12 protein-coding genes are annotated in these 16,452 nt (G+C 70.4%); 4 read left to right on the top strand and 8 right to left on the bottom strand.

The genetic code is table 11. The features are described from left to right. Positions 1-80: 80 nt before the first annotated feature. Both SB751_RS12265 and SB751_RS12260 read right to left on the bottom strand, forming a co-directional pair. Complete coding sequence (locus tag SB751_RS12265) at positions 81-683, bottom strand: TetR/AcrR family transcriptional regulator (RefSeq protein WP_144196963.1); 603 nt, start codon at positions 681-683, stop codon at positions 81-83. Positions 684-821: 138 nt separating this feature from the next. After that, positions 822-1,172, bottom strand: coding sequence for a copper resistance protein CopQ (locus tag SB751_RS12260; RefSeq protein WP_250025879.1), 351 nt, complete (start codon positions 1,170-1,172; stop codon positions 822-824). A 293-nt stretch (positions 1,173-1,465) separates the two neighbouring features. Here SB751_RS12260 and SB751_RS12255 point away from each other — a divergent pair, with 293 nt between their 5' ends. Further along, positions 1,466-2,386: an alpha/beta hydrolase gene (locus tag SB751_RS12255; protein WP_144196961.1), complete on the top strand. Its 921-nt coding sequence runs from the start codon at positions 1,466-1,468 to the stop codon at positions 2,384-2,386. Positions 2,387-2,393: 7 nt separating this feature from the next. Here the strand turns inward: SB751_RS12255 and SB751_RS12250 are convergent, their stop codons facing one another. The 6 genes from SB751_RS12250 to SB751_RS12225 all read right to left on the bottom strand — a co-directional run bounded on the left by SB751_RS12250 (position 2,394) and on the right by SB751_RS12225 (position 14,510). Further along, positions 2,394-3,626, bottom strand: coding sequence for a methyl-accepting chemotaxis protein (locus SB751_RS12250; protein ID WP_377731563.1), 1,233 nt, complete (start codon positions 3,624-3,626; stop codon positions 2,394-2,396). A 137-nt stretch (positions 3,627-3,763) separates the two neighbouring features. Then, the gene (locus tag SB751_RS12245; RefSeq protein ID WP_144196960.1) at positions 3,764-4,375 is read right to left on the bottom strand and encodes a vWA domain-containing protein; all 612 of its coding nucleotides are present in this window, start codon (positions 4,373-4,375) and stop codon (positions 3,764-3,766) included. 74 nt (positions 4,376-4,449) lie between these two features. Continuing rightward, positions 4,450-5,487, bottom strand: a complete 1,038-nt coding sequence (locus SB751_RS12240) for an ATP-binding protein (protein WP_410748089.1) — start codon at positions 5,485-5,487, stop codon at positions 4,450-4,452. A 5-nt stretch (positions 5,488-5,492) separates the two neighbouring features. After that, positions 5,493-9,296, bottom strand: coding sequence for a cobaltochelatase subunit CobN (gene cobN, locus SB751_RS12235; RefSeq protein ID WP_144196958.1), 3,804 nt, complete (start codon positions 9,294-9,296; stop codon positions 5,493-5,495). Positions 9,297-9,300: 4 nt separating this feature from the next. Further along, positions 9,301-10,380, bottom strand: coding sequence for a cobalamin biosynthesis protein CobW (gene cobW, locus SB751_RS12230; RefSeq protein WP_211942788.1), 1,080 nt, complete (start codon positions 10,378-10,380; stop codon positions 9,301-9,303). 44 nt (positions 10,381-10,424) lie between these two features. Further along, the gene (locus SB751_RS12225; protein ID WP_410748088.1) at positions 10,425-14,510 is read right to left on the bottom strand and encodes a cobaltochelatase subunit CobN; all 4,086 of its coding nucleotides are present in this window, start codon (positions 14,508-14,510) and stop codon (positions 10,425-10,427) included. Between the two features lie 463 nt (positions 14,511-14,973). Between SB751_RS12225 and SB751_RS12220 the strand changes: the two genes are divergently transcribed. From SB751_RS12220 to SB751_RS12210, 3 genes are all read left to right on the top strand, one after another. Further along, a complete protein-coding gene (locus SB751_RS12220; RefSeq protein ID WP_144196954.1) occupies positions 14,974-15,285 on the top strand; it encodes a hypothetical protein in 312 nt (103 codons plus the stop codon). 118 nt (positions 15,286-15,403) lie between these two features. After that, positions 15,404-16,075 (top strand): alpha/beta hydrolase, encoded by a 672-nt coding sequence (locus SB751_RS12215; protein ID WP_211943555.1) that lies wholly within the window; start codon positions 15,404-15,406, stop codon positions 16,073-16,075. Further along, positions 16,072-16,443, top strand: coding sequence for a hypothetical protein (locus SB751_RS12210; RefSeq protein ID WP_186296803.1), 372 nt, complete (start codon positions 16,072-16,074; stop codon positions 16,441-16,443). Before SB751_RS12215 ends, SB751_RS12210 begins: the two co-directional genes overlap by 4 nt. Positions 16,444-16,452: the final 9 nt, after the last annotated feature.

Here is a 16,452-nt window from a genome sequence, read left to right as displayed (position 1 = left end):
CACGCCGATTTAACAATCTGACAAAGAAAAACCGCCGGAGACCTTGCGGCCATCCGGCGGTTTTTTATGCAGCGTCTACGTCAGGCGCAGGTCTTGCCCAACAGTGCGGCGGCGCGCTTGTTGCACAGGGCGCCGAGCAGGGTTTCGGCGGCGGCTTCCAGGCGCTCCTGCGTGCCAAACAGCCGCGCGGCGATCAGGCCGTTCTGGAGCGCACCATACAGCACTTGCGCGAGCATTTCGGGCGGCACGGGGTACAGGGTCTCGCGTTGTTGCTGCCCGCGCTCGAGCAGCTTGGCGAGCCAGGCCTCGTTCATGTGATAGAAATCCTTGAGCACGTTGTGCACAGGCTCGGGCAGCGACAGCACCTCGGTAGAGAGCATGCCGGCCAGGCAGATCTGGTCAGATCCGCAGGTAGCGCGCAGCGGCTCCAGGTACTGGCGGGCCTGTTCCAGCACCGGCAGTTCGGGGTCGATATTGCGCAGGCGCTCGACGATGCGCGCGCTGTATTCCTTCACCGCTTCCAGGACGAGGTCGTCCTTCGACGGAAAGTAATAGTGGATGCTGGAGGTCTTGACCCCCACCAGCTCGGCCAGATCGCGATAACTGAAGCCATTGAAACCACGGCGGCGAATCAGTACCAGCGTGTGTTCGAGCAGCTGCTCACGGACGGGTTGGGTTTTCATGGGGCAAAGTTTATCTACACGAAGATAGATACTCAACCGGGATTACCCCGATGTCAACGCAAAGGCGGCCGGCACCTTTTTGGGGCGCCGGCCGGTACCGCATGCCGCGATCCGCGGCGGAGCGATGGTAGAAATGGTTTAAGCGGTTTCGACAGCCGAATCATCCGCGCGGCCCGGTTCGGCGGAGACGCCGGTGCGGTCGCGGCCGGCCACGGTGCGGGCGCCGTCGGTGTACGGGTCGAACTTGCCGGCGCGGGCGCCATCGGAGAACGGGCTGCGTGCGTCATTCACGCGGGCGCCGTCCACGAACGGGTTGCGGGGGCGATGTACGTCGCGGGCACCGTCGCTGTACGGGTTGCGTGCGTCGTTCACGCGGTAACCGTAGCCGTAGGCTTCACCGGTCTGGTTGCTGGCGGGAGCGGCCTGGGCGGCGCCCGTCACGAAGGCGGCGGCGAGAGCGGCGGCACTGAGGATGGTCTTGGCGTTCATGGTGAAGCTCCTTGTATTGGCTGCGTTTGCCGGGGTTATCTTCCGATGCTATCTACCACTAGATAGATATCTTGGCTCTGAAAGGCCCCGTTCGAGGTCTTGCTCAGACCACCGCTCGGTTTGTGCGGCGAGTCCATGGGCTGGATAATATCTACTGGTAGATAGGCAAGCAAGGCGAATCTGCCGATCGCGCCGAAAACTTATTTATGAGGCCGATAGCCTGACTCTCTTGCGACCGGCGCCCTGCCCAATCGGGTGCTAGGCTTATCACATCCCCCGCGCCCCGGCCCGCCATGTCCGCTCCGCTGTCCACCCCGCCCGCTGCCGCCTCCCGTCCCCTGAAACGCTGGCTTGCCGGCGCGGCCGGCGTTGCTGGCGTTGCCGTGGCCGCTGGGCTGGGCCGATGGCTGGTCTTCCGGGCGATGGAACGTGATGCTTTCGTCACCATCCCGGTCGGAGACGTCACCCCCGACCACCTCGGCGTGCCGTCCCGCCAGTACACCTTCGCCAGCGGGGACCGCACACTGCATGCCTCATTCGTTGCCGCGCCTGACCCAACCGGCCCGGCGCTGTGCGTGTTCCATGGCGATTCGGAATGCCTGACCGACTGGGCGCCCGTGCAAGCCATGCTCCACGCGGCCGGCATCGGCTCCTTCGTGTTCGACTACAGCGGCTATGGCGCGAGTACCGGGCGGCCCTCGGTGCGCAACCTGCGTCAGGACGCGCTGGCCGGCTATCTCCAGTTCATCGCCGCCACGCCGGCTGCGGCGCGGCGCCACGTGATGGGCTATTCGCTGGGAAGTGGGATTCTGCTCGATGTGATTGGCCGGCTGCGGCCCAGCCCGGACGGCGCCGTGATTGGCGCCGGTTTCCGCTCCGCGCGCGCGGCGGCGGTGGTCACGGGGCGGGTGCCCGCGTGGCTGGCGTGGATGCTGCCGGAGCCGTGGAACAACGCCGCGCGCATCCGCAAGCTGCGCATGCCGCTGCTGCTGATCCACAGCCGGCAGGACCAGACCATCCCGTTCAGTCATGGCGAGTATCTGGCGCGGATGGCCCGCGCGCCGAGCCGGCTCGAGATCTTCGAGGACCTGCCCCACAACGCCGCCATCGAACCTGCGCACGCGCAGGCGTTCTGGGCGCCGGTGATCGCCTATCTCCAGAGCGGCGACCTGGGCGTGGCCGCCGCACCGGACATCGTCCGTCCGCCCGCTTAGATATTAGTCAGGCGCGGGCCAGCCTGGCCTGGAAGCCCAGCGACTGGCGCGCCGCCGGGCGGGCAGGCTCGTCGTCGTCGAGCTTGAACTCGCCTACCACCTGCTGGAGCTGCTGGGCCTGCTCGGCCAGCGCCGCCGATGCCGCGGCGGCCTCTTCCACCAGCGCGGCGTTCTGCTGCGTTACCTCGTCCATCTGCGCCACGGCCTCGTTGACCTGCTCGATGCCGCCGCTCTGGTGCTCGGACGCCTCGGCGATCTCGCCCAGGATCTGGGTCACATGCCGCACCGACTGCACGATTTCCGCCATGGTCTGGCCGGCCTGCCCCACCAGCGAGGAGCCCGACTCCACCTGCCGCGCCGAATCGTTGATCAGCACGTTGATTTCCTTGGCCGCCGCCGCGCTGCGCTGGGCCAGCGTGCGCACCTCGCCCGCCACCACAGCGAAGCCGCGCCCCTGCTCGCCGGCCCGGGCCGCTTCCACGGCGGCGTTCAGCGCCAGGATATTGGTCTGGAAGGCGATGCCCTCGATCACGGCGATGATGTCCGTCACCTTGCGGGAGCTGGCGCTGATGGCCTGCATGGTCTCCACGACATTGCCGACGATGGCGCCGCCGCGCTCGGCCACGCCCGACGCGGACGCCGCCAGCCCGTTGGCGGTGCGCGCGCGTTCGGTGTTCTGCTTCACCATGGCGGTCAGCTCGCTCATGCTCGATGCCGTTTCCTCAAGCGTGGCGGCCTGTTCCTCGGTGCGCTGGGACAGGTCGGTATTGCCAGCGGCAATCTGGTGCGACGCCGACGAGATCGAATCGCTAGACGCCTTGATGCGCGTGACCAGGTCCGTCAGCATGTCCTCCATCTCACCCAGCCCGCCCAGCAGGCGGCCGAAATCGCCGCCCCGCTCGGTCTCGAATTCCTTGCTGAGGTCGCCCGCCGCCACGGTTTCGGCGATGAACTCGGCCTCCTTGAGCGGGATCTCGATGGCGCGCGTGAGACGGAACCAGCACACCACGCTGGCCAGCAGCACCGCGCCGCCCAGGCCCCAGATCCAGGTACGGGTGTTGTCGCCAGTCAGGGGTACAGCCTGGGCGGTAGCCGCCGGCTTGTCCGGCACGGCCGCCGCGCGCTGCTCCAGCTCGCCAATACGCTCGAGCGCCAGTGTCATCATGACCGCCACCAACAGCACGACCACGCCAAACGCCGCGCCCAGCCGCGTGCGCATACTCAAGTTGTCCCAAGCCATGATGCCGTCCGCTCCTCGTAATGCCCCGCTGTTTCGTTGCTGCGTGCCGGGGCTATCGATGGGCTAACGGTCAGGCAGGCGCGAGACTTTAGGCCGGACATGCCCTACGGAAGGGGGATGTGGCGCGGGCGTTACTTTTACTCGATCAACGCGGCGGCATCGCGATAGTCGGCGCTCCACGCCAAGGCCAGCGTGCGGCAGCGGCCCAGCGCCACGGCGCGGCGCTCCACGTCCACCACCACCACGTGATCGGCCCAGGCGGGCCGGGGCGGCAGCTCGCTGCTGCGGCCATCGGTCAGCAGCCAGAGCCAGCGCCGCTGCATCGGCCGGTGGCGGGCCTGCGCCGCCAGCAACTGGCCGGCGCGCGCCACGCCCAGCGCCAGCGGGGTGCCGCCGCCGCCGGCAATCGGGCGGATCCAGTCGGCGTTCCAGTAGCGTGCGCGCGACGGCGCTAGCCGGATCTCGGCCTGCCGCCCGGCAAAGCAGACCAGCGCCACATCCGCACGGGACTGGTAGGCGCGCTCCAGCAGCCGCACGAGCACGCCCTTGGCCAGCGCGAGCTGCTCGCCCTGGGTCATCGAGCCGGAACAATCGAGCGCCACGCAATGCAGCACCCCGGCGCGCGCGTCGGCACGCCGGTGGCGCAGATGCTCGGCGGCCAGCCGCGCCTGCCGCTTGGCCGCCAGCGTGCGCGGCCAGTGGATGCGGGCCCCGGGCACGCCCGCGCCCGGCGTGGCCGGACGTGGCATAGAACGTGGCATAGAGCGAGGGGGCTGCCACCGGTTGCCGCCTTGCCGGACCGGCCCGGCGGCCTGCCGGTGGCTCAGGCTTTTTTTGGCGGACGATTCCCGAAGGCGCGCAGCGGCTTGATGCTGGCGATGCCGGCGACCGTGTCAGCCGGCGGCGGCATGGCACCCCACGGGTTGTCCTGCGGCGCGGGCGCCGTGGCACGCTCCCCGGCCGATTCCGCGTCGCCAGCCTCGGGGGATGCCGGCGAACCCGCATGGCGACGATGATGGAGCACCAGTTCCGCCACGGCATCCACATGCGCCACGGTCACCGCCGGGGCACCGTCCCACGCGGCCAGCGCGCGCGCGGCGCGCAGCATGACGAGATCCGCCCGCACGCCATCCACCGCCGCCGCCAGGCACAGCGCGCTGACATGGGCGTGCACGGCATCGGAGAAATCCAGCCCGCCGAGCGCCCCGCGCGCCTGCACGACCTGCGCCGCCAGCGCCTGCTGGGCCGTCGCCATGGCGGCGCGGAACGCCTCCGGGTCGGTATCGAAGGCCAGCCGGGCGCGCACGATGGCCTGCCGCGTGACCGGGTCGGCGTAGTTGTCGAGCGCCAGCGCAAGGCCGAAGCGGTCCAGCAGTTGCGGGCGCAGCTCGCCCTCCTCCGGATTCATCGTGCCGACGAGCACGAAGCGCGCCGCGTGCTGGTGGGACACGCCATCGCGCTCCACCACGTTCACACCGCTGGCCGCCACGTCGAGCAACTGGTCCACCAGCGGGTCCGGCAGCAGGTTGACTTCATCCACATACAACACGCCCTCGTGCGCGCGCGCCAGCAGGCCCGGCGCGAAGCGCACCTCGCCCTGTTGCAGCACGTGGCTCAGGTCCAGCGTGCCGGTCAGCTGCTCCTCGCTGGCGCCTAGCGGCAGCGTGACGACGTGGCCGTGCGGCAGCAGTTCCGCCAGCGCACGCGCCGCCGTGGACTTGGCGGTGCCGCGCGGCCCGGTGACCAGCACGCCGCCGATGCCGGGATCGACGGCAGCCAGCAGCAGCGCCTGTTGCAGCCGCGCCTGGCCGACCAGGGCGCTGAACGGAAACGGATGACGCACCACGGTGACGGGGCTCATGAGCATTAACCTTCGGAAGAACCTTCGATGCGCTGCTCGTTGTCGAGCAGATGTTGTTCGATCCGGCCGCGCTGGGCGCCCGGTTGTTGCCAGAGTCCGCGCTCCATGGCCTCCAGCAGCCGCTCGCAGATGCCTTGCAGCGCGCGCGGATTGTGCCGGGCAAGGAATGCGCGATTGGCGGGGTCGTTGACGTAGGCGTCCGCCACCAGCGCGTACTGGTGGTCGCCCACCACGCGGGTCGTGGCATCGTAGCCGAACAGGTAGTCCACGGTGGCGGCCATCTCGAACGCGCCCTTGTAGCCGTGCCGGCGCGCGCCGTCGATCCACTTGGGATTGACCACCCGCGCCCGGATCACGCGGGCGATTTCCTCGCCCAGCGTGCGCACGCGCGGCGCGGCCGGGTTGGCGTGGTCGCCGTGATAGATCGCCGGCTGCTCGCCTGCCAGATGCCGCACGGCGGCCACCATGCCGCCCTGGAACTGGTAGTAGTCGTTGGCGTCGAGCAGGTCGTGCTCGTGGTTGTCCTGGTTCTGCACCACGGCGTCGATCTCGGCCAGCCGGGTGGCGAAGGCGTCGCGCGCGTCGATGCCATCGGCGCGCTGCCCGTAGGCGTAGCCGCCCGCGTGCAGGTAGGCGTGGGCCAGGTCCGCGTCGTCCTGCCACTGGCGGCCGTCGATCAGGGCCTGGAGGCCGGTGCCGTAGTCGCCGGGCCGGGCGCCGAAGACGCGCCAGGCAGCACGTTCGCGCGCATCGTCCGGCGCGGCGCCCCCGGCTTGCAGCCGCGCCTGCTCTGCCAGCACGCGCGCGCGGATCGGGTTGACGTCCGCCGGCTCGTCCACGTCTGCCACGGCGCGCACGGCGGCGTCGAACAGCGCCACGAGGCTGGCGAAGGCATCGCGGAAGAAGCCGGACACGCGCAGCGTCACGTCCACGCGCGGGCGGCCGAAGTTGGCCATCGGCAGGATCTCGAAGTCCACCACGCGATGACTGCCCTGCGCCCACTTGGGCCGCACGCCCAGCAGGGCCATGGCCTGGGCGATGTCGTCACCGCCGGTGCGCATGGTCGCCGTGCCCCACACGGACAGGCCCACCGCGCGCGGATACTCGCCATGCTCCTGCACATGCCGTTCGATCAGCAGGTTGGCCGCGCGCAGGCCAAGCGTCCACGCCGTGCGCGTGGGCACCGCGCGGGTATCCACCGAATAGAAGTTGCGGCCGGTGGGCAGCACGTCCGGCCGGCCGCGCGACGGCGCCCCGCTCGGGCCGGGCGGCACGAAGCGCCCGGCGAGGCCGCGCATTAGCTGCGTCAGTTCCTGTGCGCCGCAGGCGTCCAGCCGTGGCGCCACGTCCTGGCGCAGCCGGGCGAGGACCTGCGCGGTGTGCGGCAGCATTGCTTCGGCGTCCAGTCCCCCATCGAGCAAGCGCAGCGCCAGCATTTCCAGCCGCTCGCGCGTGTCGCCATGGTGGCGCCACGGGCCGGCGTCGATGTCCGCCAGCAGCGTCGGACGCGGCCCCAGCCATTGCGCGGCCCAGTCGGCGTCGAGCGGGTCGAAGTCGTCGCCCAATGACAGGTCGGCGGCCAGCGCCGTCAGCAGCCCCGCCCGGGCGTCCCGGCCATCGCCCACCGGAAAACGCGCCAGCGCCGCCAGCGTGTCCCGGCGCTGCACGCCAGCCGGGGACTGGCCGAACACGTGCAGGCCGTCGCGGATCTGTGACTCCTTGAGTTCGCACAGCCACGCATCGGTGCGATTCAGCAGCGCGTCTTCCTCCTCGCCGCCGGTGGGCGCCGCCAGCCCCAGTTCCGTGTGCAACTGCTGGCCGACAATCGACGCCAGGATCTCCTTGCGCAGCAGCCGGGCGCGGCGCGGGTCCACGGTGAGCGCCTCGTAGTACTCGTCCACCTGCCGCTCCAGGTCCTGCAGCGGCCCGTAGTTCTCGGCGCGCGTGAGCGGCGGCATCAGGTGGTCGATGATCACGGCCTGCGTGCGGCGCTTGGCCTGCGCGCCCTCGCCCGGGTCGTTGACGATAAACGGGTACAGATGCGGCAGCGGGCCGAGGATGGCGTCCGGCCAGCAGGCGTCGGACAGCGCCACGCTCTTGCCCGGCAGCCATTCGAGGTTGCCGTGCTTGCCCACATGCACGATGGCGTCGATGCCGAACACGTGGCGCAGCCAGAAGTAGAACGCGAGGTAGCCGTGCGGCGGCACGAGTTCGGCATCGTGATAGCTGGCGTAGCCGTCCAAGCCATAGGCGCGCGCCGGCTGGATGCCGACGAACACCCGCCCGGTGCGCACGCCGGCGATCATGAAGCGGCCCTGCCGCACCATCGGGTCGGCCTCGGGCGCACCCCAGCGCGCCGTAATCGCCTGCTGGAGCGCCGCCGGCAGCGCCGCCAGCCAGCGCCGGTAGTCCTCCACCGTCACGCTCTGGAACGCGGGCCGCACCGCGTGCTGATCCAGGTCGTTGGTGATGCCGCGCGTCAGGCCCTGCATCAGCGCATCGCTGTTCTCGGGCAGCGCGTCGATGGCGTACCCCTCGGCATGGAGGGCGGCCAGGATCCGCACGACCGACGCCGGTGTATCGAGCCCCACGCCGTTGCCGATGCGCCCTTCGCTGGCCGGATAGTTGGCCAGCACCAGCGCCACGCGCTTCCCGGCGTTGGGCAGCGTGCGGAGGCGGCACCAGCGGCGCGCCAGTTCCGCCACAAAGCGCACGCGCTCGGCGTCCGGCTGGTATTGCACGATGTCCGCCTCGGTGTGCGGGCAGCGGTAGGCCAGCCCCTTGAAGCTGACCGCGCGCGTGATGATCCGCCCATCGACTTCGGGCAGCGCGATGTGCATCGCCACGTCACGCGTGCCGAGCCCCTGGTTGTCGGCCAGCCAGTCCTCCCGGTTGCCGCCGCTGAGGATCACCTGGAGTACCGGGGCATCGTTGGCGAGCGGGGCATCCCCTTCCCCGCCTTCGCTGTCGAGCGACGCCACGGCGAACGCGGTGGTGTTGAGGACAAGCGCCACCTCGTGCGCATCGCACAGGCGCTGGAGCACTTCGCGGCAAAGCGGCGCCTTCAGGGACGTCACCGCCAGCGGCAGCGGGCACAGGCCGGCATCGAGCAAGGCATCGGCGATGGCGTCGAAGACGGCCGTGTTGCCGGCCTGCAGGTGCGAGCGGTAGAACAGCAGCGCCACCACGGGGGCGTGGTCGGCCAGCCCGTGCGCGGCCCAGCGCGCGGCCCAGTCCTCGACGGTGGCGACCGTCCTCTCCGGGTGATAGATGGCGGCCTCGGGCAGCACCTGCGGCGGCAGCGCGGGCGCGCCCCAGCCGAAGGCATGGTGCGCCAGGCAGCGGAAGAACTGCTCGGCGTTGCCGGCGCCGCCTTCGCGCAGGTAGTGCCACAACTGGTGGGACAGCGCGGCGGGCGCATTGCCGTGCCGGGCGAGGTTGTCGTCCTCGGCCAGGTCGCCGGAACCCATCACCAGCAGCTGGCCGCGCGCGCGGGCCAGCTCCGGCAGCCGCTCCAGCCCGTAGGCCCAGTCGTTGACGCCGCCCAGATGGTCCACCACCACCACGCGCGCGTGCTGGAGCACTTCGTCGATATAGAGGTCGAGCGAGGCCGGCTGGCGCAGGTACATCTGGTTGGCCAGCCGCACGGACGGGTAACCGGGGCCGAGGCGCGGCACCGCGCCGGCCAGCAGCGACAGCGTGGTGTCCGCCGCGCTCAGGACGACGATCTCCCCCGGCGTCTGCGCGATGCGCAGCACGACAGCGCTGTCCTCGACAAAGCCGCCGGGCCGGGTGGACAGCAGGTGCATGGGGTCAGCGGGCCGGCAGTGCAGCGTCCAGCGCAGCGTCCAGCGACGCCTGCAGCGCGGCGCGGTCGAGATCCTGCCCGATCAGCACCACGCGCGTACCCTGTGGCTCGGCGGCGCGCCAGGCGCGGTCGAAATAGCTGTCGAAGCGCTGGCCAACCCCGTGCAGCACCAGCCGCATCGCCTTGCCCGGCAGCGCGGCAAAGCCCTTGATGCGGTAGATCGTATTGGCTGCCACCAGTTGCTGGAGGGCGCCGATCAGCTGGTCGCGCTCCACGGTGCCCGCTTCCACCACCACGGAATCGAATTCATCGTGATGATGGTCGGCATGGTCGGGGTCTTCGGCATTGCCGTGATGATCGACGCGCAGATGGATGGTCTCCTCCGAAGCGCGTTGCAGGCCCAGCAGCATCGCCACGTCCAGCTTGCCGGCCTGCGCCGGCACGATCTTGACCTCCGCCGGGATCTCCGGGCGCACCAGCGCCTCCACGGCGGCGATCTGCGCCGGGTCCATCAGGTCGGTCTTGTTCAGGATCACGAGGTCGGCACTGGCCAGCTGGTCCTCGAACAGCTCGTGCAGCGGCGATTCGTGGTCCAGATTCGGGTCGGCGCGGCGCTGGGCGTCCACGGCCACCGGGTTGGCGGCGAACTGGCCGGCGGCGGCGGCCGGGCCATCGACCACGGTCACCACGGCATCTACCGTGAAGGCGTTGCGGATGCTCGGCCAGTGGAACGCCTGCACCAGCGGCTTGGGCAGCGCCAGGCCCGAGGTCTCGATCAGCACGTGGTCAATCTTCCCGCGCCGCTCCAGCAACTGTTCCATCACCGGGAAGAACTCCTCCTGTACCGTGCAGCACAGGCAGCCGTTGGCCAGTTCGTAGAGCTGGCCAGTGGGCTCGCCGTTGTCATCGCAGCCAATGCCGCAGCCCTGCAGGATCTCGCCGTCGATGCCCAGCTCCCCGAATTCGTTGACGATCACCGCGATGCGGCGGCCGTTGGCGTTGTCGAGGATGTGGCGCAGCAAGGTGGTCTTGCCGCTGCCGAGAAAGCCGGTGACGATGGTGGCGGGGATCTTGGAGGTTTGCATGCGGAAATCCAGTGGATGAGCGGGGGCGGGTCGCTTGAAGGCGATCAGGATAAAGAGATGTGGGGTGGCTGTCCATCGACAGCCGGCAAGGCCACGCGCCGCGCCCGACGCCATTCCCGGAGGGCGCCCAGCGCGATGGCGAGCACGGCCAGCGCTATCGCTAGCGGGCCATGGTGCGAGCGGGCGGGGGACGGAGGCGCCGTCGGTTCGGCACGCGGGACGAGGTGTTGACCCGTCACCGGCTGCGGGGCGTTGGCCGGGACCGCTGCCTGCGGCGCGGGCGCGGGCGCCGCCCTGGCGGTCATCGACGGCCGCGCCACCGGCCCCGGCGCCACCACCGCATCGGCCAGCTGCCGGCCCAGCGCGCGCAGCAGCGCCGGGTCCACGCGGGCTGCCCGGCCGGCCTGCGCGATATGCGCCATCAGCACCGGGTTGCCGCAGGTATTCGCCGTGCAGGAGAGCCCATCGCGCCGCACGGCATCCGCGTAGCGGCGCAGCAGTTCGGCCCGTTCCGCGTCCGTGAATCGATAGCTGCCCTGCCGGTCTACTTCGAGCAGCCGCGCCAGAATGCCCTGCTGCGCGTGGGGATTGGCCTGCCGGAAGAAGGCGTCCATGCCGAGACCGAGCTTGTCGGCCACGTAGACGTCATAGGTGCGCTGCCAGAACTCGCCCGGCATCTGCTCCGGCACGGTGGCCTGGAAGCCGTACAGATGCTCGATCTCCTTGACCATCTCGCGCGCGCCGGCATAGCCCGAGCGCTGCATCGCGCCGATCCACTTCGGGTTCCATTGCCGCGCGTTCAACTCCGTGGCCAGCCACGTGCGCACGTCCACGGTGTCCGTCTCGCCGGCGCGGCGCAGGTTGTGCAGCCAGAAGCGCGGCGCCTGCCCGCGCACCGCGCGCGTGGCGGCGGTCAGGCCGCCGGCGTACTGGTAGGTGTCGTCGTTGTCCAGCGCGCCGTACAGCGTGCTGGTGCGCGAGAACAGCACCGCCTCGTTCGAGGCCAGATGGCTCGCCAGCGCGTCCGGCGCGCTGGCACCCCAGCCTTCGGCCGAATAGGCGAAGTTCATGTAGCGCAGGTACTGCCGCGCGAGGGCATCCGGGCCGTCCTGCGCATCGCGGCTCTGCTCCACCATCTGCTGCACGCCGATGGCGTAGTTGCCGGGCTTGGCGGCGAACACGCGGGCACGGGCCAGCTTGCCGGCAGTGTCCAGGTCGGTGCCCCGGGCGGCCAGCGCGGCGGCCACCATGCGGTCGTGGCGGCTGATGGCGTTGTCGCCGGCGGCGGCGGCCAGCCGCGCAGCCTTGTCGAGCAGCGCCACCTTGTCGCCAAACCCGTCGCGGTAGATGCCGGAAATGGTCAGCAGCACGTTCACGCGGGGCCGGCCCAATTCGGCATCGGGAATCAGCCGCACGTCCTCCACGCCGCCGCGCGCGTTCCATACCGGCGCCACGCCCATCAGCCAGAGCGCCTCGGCCTCCATCGCGCCCTGATGCCGTTCCGTTTCGCCGTACCAGAGCACCATCGACACCGACTCCGGCAGCCGCCCCGTTTCCTGCCGATAGCGCGCCAGCGTCTGCGCGGCCATGGTCTTGCCAAGCGCCCAGGCGGCCGGCGTGGGGATCTTCGCGCCATCGAAGGCATGGAGGTTGCGGCCCGTGGGCAGGCCGTCGGGCGTGCGCACCGGGTCGCCAAGCGGCCCGGTCGGCAGATAGCGGCCCGCCAGCACGGTGACGAGGCCGTCCAGTTCGGCCCGGGGCGATGCGCGCAGATCGGCCAGCCATTGCCGGGCGAGTTGGAGCGCGGCCCGCACTGTAGGCGCCTGATCGTCCGCCAGCCCGGCCAGCGGCGGCGCGCGGCCGGCCACCAGATCCTCGGCCCACGCGCGCACTTGGGCGTCATAGGCGGGGTTGCGGAGCTGGGACGAGAGCAGCAGCGCCAGCGCGTCCACCTGATCGGCCTCGGGCGGCATCTCGCCGAGCGCGTGGATGCCCAGCGGCATCGGCTCGGCCTCCACCTTGTGCAGGAAGGCGTGCAGGATCGGCTCGATCTGCGCCCACGGTGCGTTGGCGTCGAGACCCAGTTGCTGGTCGAGCTTCAGCGCGCGCATCTGGGCGATGGCCTGCTGCCGGTACTGCGCCGATAGCTCGGGCGAGCTGTCGCGCGTGGCCTCGGCCTGCTCGATGGCTTCGTCGAGCTGCGCCAGCACGGGCGGCTGGCCGGCGCTGGCCAGCAGCGGCGCCAGATGGCTCACCAGCACGGCGGCGCTGCGGCGCTTGGCCTGGATCGCCTCGCCGCCGCCGTCCTGGATGTAGACGTAGGCGTTGGGCAGGTCGCCGAGCAGCACTTCGGCGCTATCGTCGCCAGCCTGCCCCACCTGCTTGCCGGGCAGCCACTCCAGCGTGCCGTGCCGGCCCACGTGCACCATGGCATCGGCGCCGAAGGCATGGCGGTACCAGAGATAGGCCGCGAGGTAGGAATGCGGCGGCGGCGTGATGGTGTCGTGCGAGGTGTCCATCGCGCGCGCGAAGGTCGAGCGCAGCGGCTGGGGGCCGACGAAGACATTGCCGAAGCGCAGGCCCGGGATCACGAAGGCGGGCTCGCCCTGCGCGTCGCGCGCCAGCATCAGCGGGTTGCGCTCGGGCGGTCCCCACGCTTGCGTCACGGCGGCGCGGAAGGCCGGCGGCAGCGTCTCGAACCAGCGCCGGTACTGCGCCAGCGGCAGCAGCGTGACGTGGCCGCCGCGCACCATGCGCGCCAGCTCGCCGGGCGACCACGTTTCGATATTGCGCCCGTTCGCCTCGAGCAGCGCGGTCAGCGTGGGCGTGTCGGGCAGGTCATCGCCCGTTTGGTAACCCGCCGCGCGCAGCCGCTGCAGGATCTGCGTGAGCGACGGCAGCGTGGCCAGATAGCTGGCGCCGAGATTGCCGCGCCCGGGCGGGTTGTTGTAGTAGAGCACCGCCACGTGCTTGCTGGCGGGCGGCTTGTCCTGCAGCGCGATCCAGCGGCGCACGCGCGCCACGATGGCGGCCACGCGCTCCGGTACCGCCGTGCTGCGCTGGCTCCCCTCCCCGCCTTCCTGCGTGGCGAACAGGATCGGCTCGGTCGCCCCGCTGCGCTCGGGCGCGGTCAGCAACAGCGGCAGCCGCTCTCCGGCGATGCCGCGCACATCGGCACGCCAGCCGGCTTCGCTGTCGCGCGTGGCGATCAGGTTGATCGTGTGCAGGCCGTGCCGCGCCAGCCAGTCCTTGTCCTCGGTGCGCGGAATGGTCAGGTTCAACGCCAGCAGCGCGCGCAGCGGCGTGGTGCCATCCTGCGTGACCAGCGCATCGAGCCCCGAGAGCGGCCAGCCGAACACCGGCACCGCGCCTACGCCCTGGCGCTCCAGCGCAGCGATCAGGGCGTCGATATGGGCGAGGTCGCGCTGGCGGTAGTGGGTGGCGTAGAAGGCGATGCCGACCAGCGGCGCCCCATCGGCAACGATGCCGGCCTGCCGATACCACTTGAGGTAATCCTGCAGCGACGCGAACGGCTGCGCCGCGCGCGGATGGTAGATGCCGGCGGCGGGCGCAGGGCGTACGGCGGGCACCGCGATCACGTCCTGCGCCGGCAGGCCCTGCATGCGCTGCCGCGCCGCCACGGCAAGGGCGAGGAAGGCGGCGAGGTTGTCCACGCCACCGGCCTCCCAATAGGGCTGCGCAGCATCGGCGGCATCACGCTTGGCTGCGCCCGGGCCCCACGCCGCCTCGACGCTCTCCGCCGGCGCCCCGAAGACCAGCACGCCGCGTGCGGCGGCCTGGCGCACGCCGGGCGCCATCGCGCGCAGCACCGTGGCCGGGGCGAATCGTGCATAGATGACATCGGCCTGCGCGAGCGTTGCGGCGTCCGGTGCATCGGTGCGGAACGTGAAGGTGGCCACCGCCTCGCCGTGCGTGGCGCGGAACGCGGCCTCGGCGGCAGGCAGCAGGTGCGCGTTGGAGGTGACGACGAGCACGCGCACCGGCGCGGCGGCCATCGCCGACGGCAGCAGCCACAGGGCGCAGATCAGGCAGCACAGCAGCGCAAGCCATGGACGCAGGCGACTGGCGAAGGCAGGATGGGGAATCACTCGGCGGGGGCAGGATGGCATGGCGGGCAGCACACCGCACATCGCGGAAGCGGCTGGCTCGGCATTTTACCCGGAGGGGACGCGTCGGCGGCGCGCCTTTCGTACGGATGTTTGATGCGTGCAGATCACCCGCTGTTGCGCGCCATCCACGCAGGTGTTGTTTTTTTCGTGGGATGGGCGCCTGAAAGCGGGTTGGCAAATTTGACCACGACAGGCAATTACGTCACAAAGCCGCAGGTAGTAATCACAAAGTATGGCGTCCGAATCGCCCCGGATATTGCCTGCACGGCCCGGAATCCCGGGGCGGGAGGCCAATGGGCGAACAATCTACGCATCCGTGCAAGTGGCGGCAATCATCCTTGTGGGCGACGCCACATGCATTGTGGTGACCCATCGTGTACCTCGCGGCGGATCGACTATATTTGACCCATGGCGCGCACATCCCGAATCACCCAGCCGTAAGACAGCCCTGGAGGTAACTGCCATGCGTTCGCTTGCCAACTTGTTCAGTCCGCCGACGCCAGAGAAGATCGCCGAGAAGGAACTGCAAGACATGAGGCTGACGCTTTTTCAGGCAGAGCGTCGCCTGCTGGAAGCGCAGATGCAAGTCGATTACTACCGCAACATGATCGCGTTCCTCGAAGAAGTGGGCGCGACCGGTGTCGAAGGCGTGGCGGACCGTCGCCATGCGGCCATGTCGCCGACACCCGGGGCGCCCGCCCTGCCGCCGGCCTCGCAGCCCGCGCGCGTGGCGCCGGGCCTGACCACCGTACCCATCGTTCCCTCGGCCGCCTGACCGATCCTTCGCCCGGCCGGCATGCCCGGCTGTGCGATACTCGCCGCGTTCGATGCCATGCCGCCCCCGCACCGGGGCGGCATGCGCACGTCTGCACCAGACTTCAAGGAACCGGCCCATGAGCACCCTTCTCCCCGCGATTGACCTCGAGACCGCGCCAAACCCCACGCACAGCGTGATCTGGATGCACGGCCTTGGCGCCGATGGCAACGATTTCGTCCCCGTCGTGCCCGAGCTGGGCTTGCCCGCCACGCTGGCGGTGCGCTTCATCTTCCCGCACGCCCCGGCGATTCCCGTCACCTGCAACAACGGCTATGTCATGCCGGCCTGGTATGACATCTATTCGCTCGACGAAGCCGGCCGGCGTGCCGACGAGGCGGGCATCCGTGCCTCGCGCGAGGCCATCCGGGCGCTGATCGCGCGTGAGAACGGGCGCGGCGTGCCGACCAGCCGCATCGTGCTGGCCGGGTTCTCGCAGGGCGGCGCCATCGCCTACACCACGGCGCTGACGCACCCGGAGACGCTGGCCGGGGTGATTGCGCTCTCCACCTACATCCCCGCGCCAGACCTGATCGCGGCCGAGGCCACGCCCGCCAATGCCGCCACGCCGGTCTTCGCCGCGCACGGCACCGAGGACGACGTGGTGCCGTTGGGCCTGGGCACGCGCGCCCGGGACTTCCTCGCCGCGCGGGAGCAGCCGGTGGCCTGGCACACGTATCGCATGCCGCACTCGGTCTGCCTGGAAGAGATTGCCGATATCGGCCAGTGGCTGCGCGAGCGGCTGGCATGATCCCCACCACGCCCCCGCCCCGCATCGACTTCAACACCCGCAAGGCGCTGCTGTTTGCGCTGACGGCCGAGCGGCTGGCAGCGTTCTACGAACACGGCAAATGGATGACCGACGCGCAGGGCGCCACGCTGGCCGGGATGTGGCTGTCGCGCTCCAAGCTGCAACTGGCGCTGTCGGAGCGGCGGCTGCTCTCGGAGCTGAGCGACCAGTTCGCGCGCCAGTTGTCCGAATCGCTCTCGCGCGAGGCCGGCCTGTACGCGGCGCACGAGATGATGGAAGCGCTCGACCCGAACTACCAGTCCGCCTTCGCCCACGACATGCTGGACGAATGCGAACGGCTGCTCCATGAGAACGGCGTGACCGAGTGACGGAGATGG

This window comes from Cupriavidus sp. SIMBA_020 (assembly GCF_046535395.1).
Lineage (GTDB): Bacteria > Pseudomonadota > Gammaproteobacteria > Burkholderiales > Burkholderiaceae > Cupriavidus > Cupriavidus campinensis.
This window is presented reverse-complemented; position numbering and strand designations above follow the sequence as displayed.

Bases quoted from the DNA above. Each gene is read 5' to 3' on its own strand.
- SB751_RS12265 (WP_144196963.1), bottom strand. From the start codon at position 683: ATGAAAACCCAACCCGTCCGTGAGCAGCTGCTCGAACACACGCTGGTA.
- SB751_RS12240 (WP_410748089.1), bottom strand. From the start codon at position 5,487: ATGAGCCCCGTCACCGTGGTGCGTCATCCGTTTCCGTTCAGCGCCCTG.
- SB751_RS12215 (WP_211943555.1), top strand. From the start codon at position 15,404: ATGAGCACCCTTCTCCCCGCGATTGACCTCGAGACCGCGCCAAACCCC.
- cobN (WP_144196958.1), bottom strand. From the start codon at position 9,296: ATGCACCTGCTGTCCACCCGGCCCGGCGGCTTTGTCGAGGACAGCGCT.
- SB751_RS12250 (WP_377731563.1), bottom strand. From the start codon at position 3,626: ATGGCTTGGGACAACTTGAGTATGCGCACGCGGCTGGGCGCGGCGTTT.
- cobW (WP_211942788.1), bottom strand. From the start codon at position 10,380: ATGCAAACCTCCAAGATCCCCGCCACCATCGTCACCGGCTTTCTCGGC.
- SB751_RS12245 (WP_144196960.1), bottom strand. From the start codon at position 4,375: ATGCCACGTCCGGCCACGCCGGGCGCGGGCGTGCCCGGGGCCCGCATC.
- SB751_RS12220 (WP_144196954.1), top strand. From the start codon at position 14,974: ATGCGTTCGCTTGCCAACTTGTTCAGTCCGCCGACGCCAGAGAAGATC.
- SB751_RS12255 (WP_144196961.1), top strand. From the start codon at position 1,466: ATGTCCGCTCCGCTGTCCACCCCGCCCGCTGCCGCCTCCCGTCCCCTG.
- SB751_RS12225 (WP_410748088.1), bottom strand. From the start codon at position 14,510: ATGCCATCCTGCCCCCGCCGAGTGATTCCCCATCCTGCCTTCGCCAGT.
- SB751_RS12260 (WP_250025879.1), bottom strand. From the start codon at position 1,172: ATGAACGCCAAGACCATCCTCAGTGCCGCCGCTCTCGCCGCCGCCTTC.
- SB751_RS12210 (WP_186296803.1), top strand. From the start codon at position 16,072: ATGATCCCCACCACGCCCCCGCCCCGCATCGACTTCAACACCCGCAAG.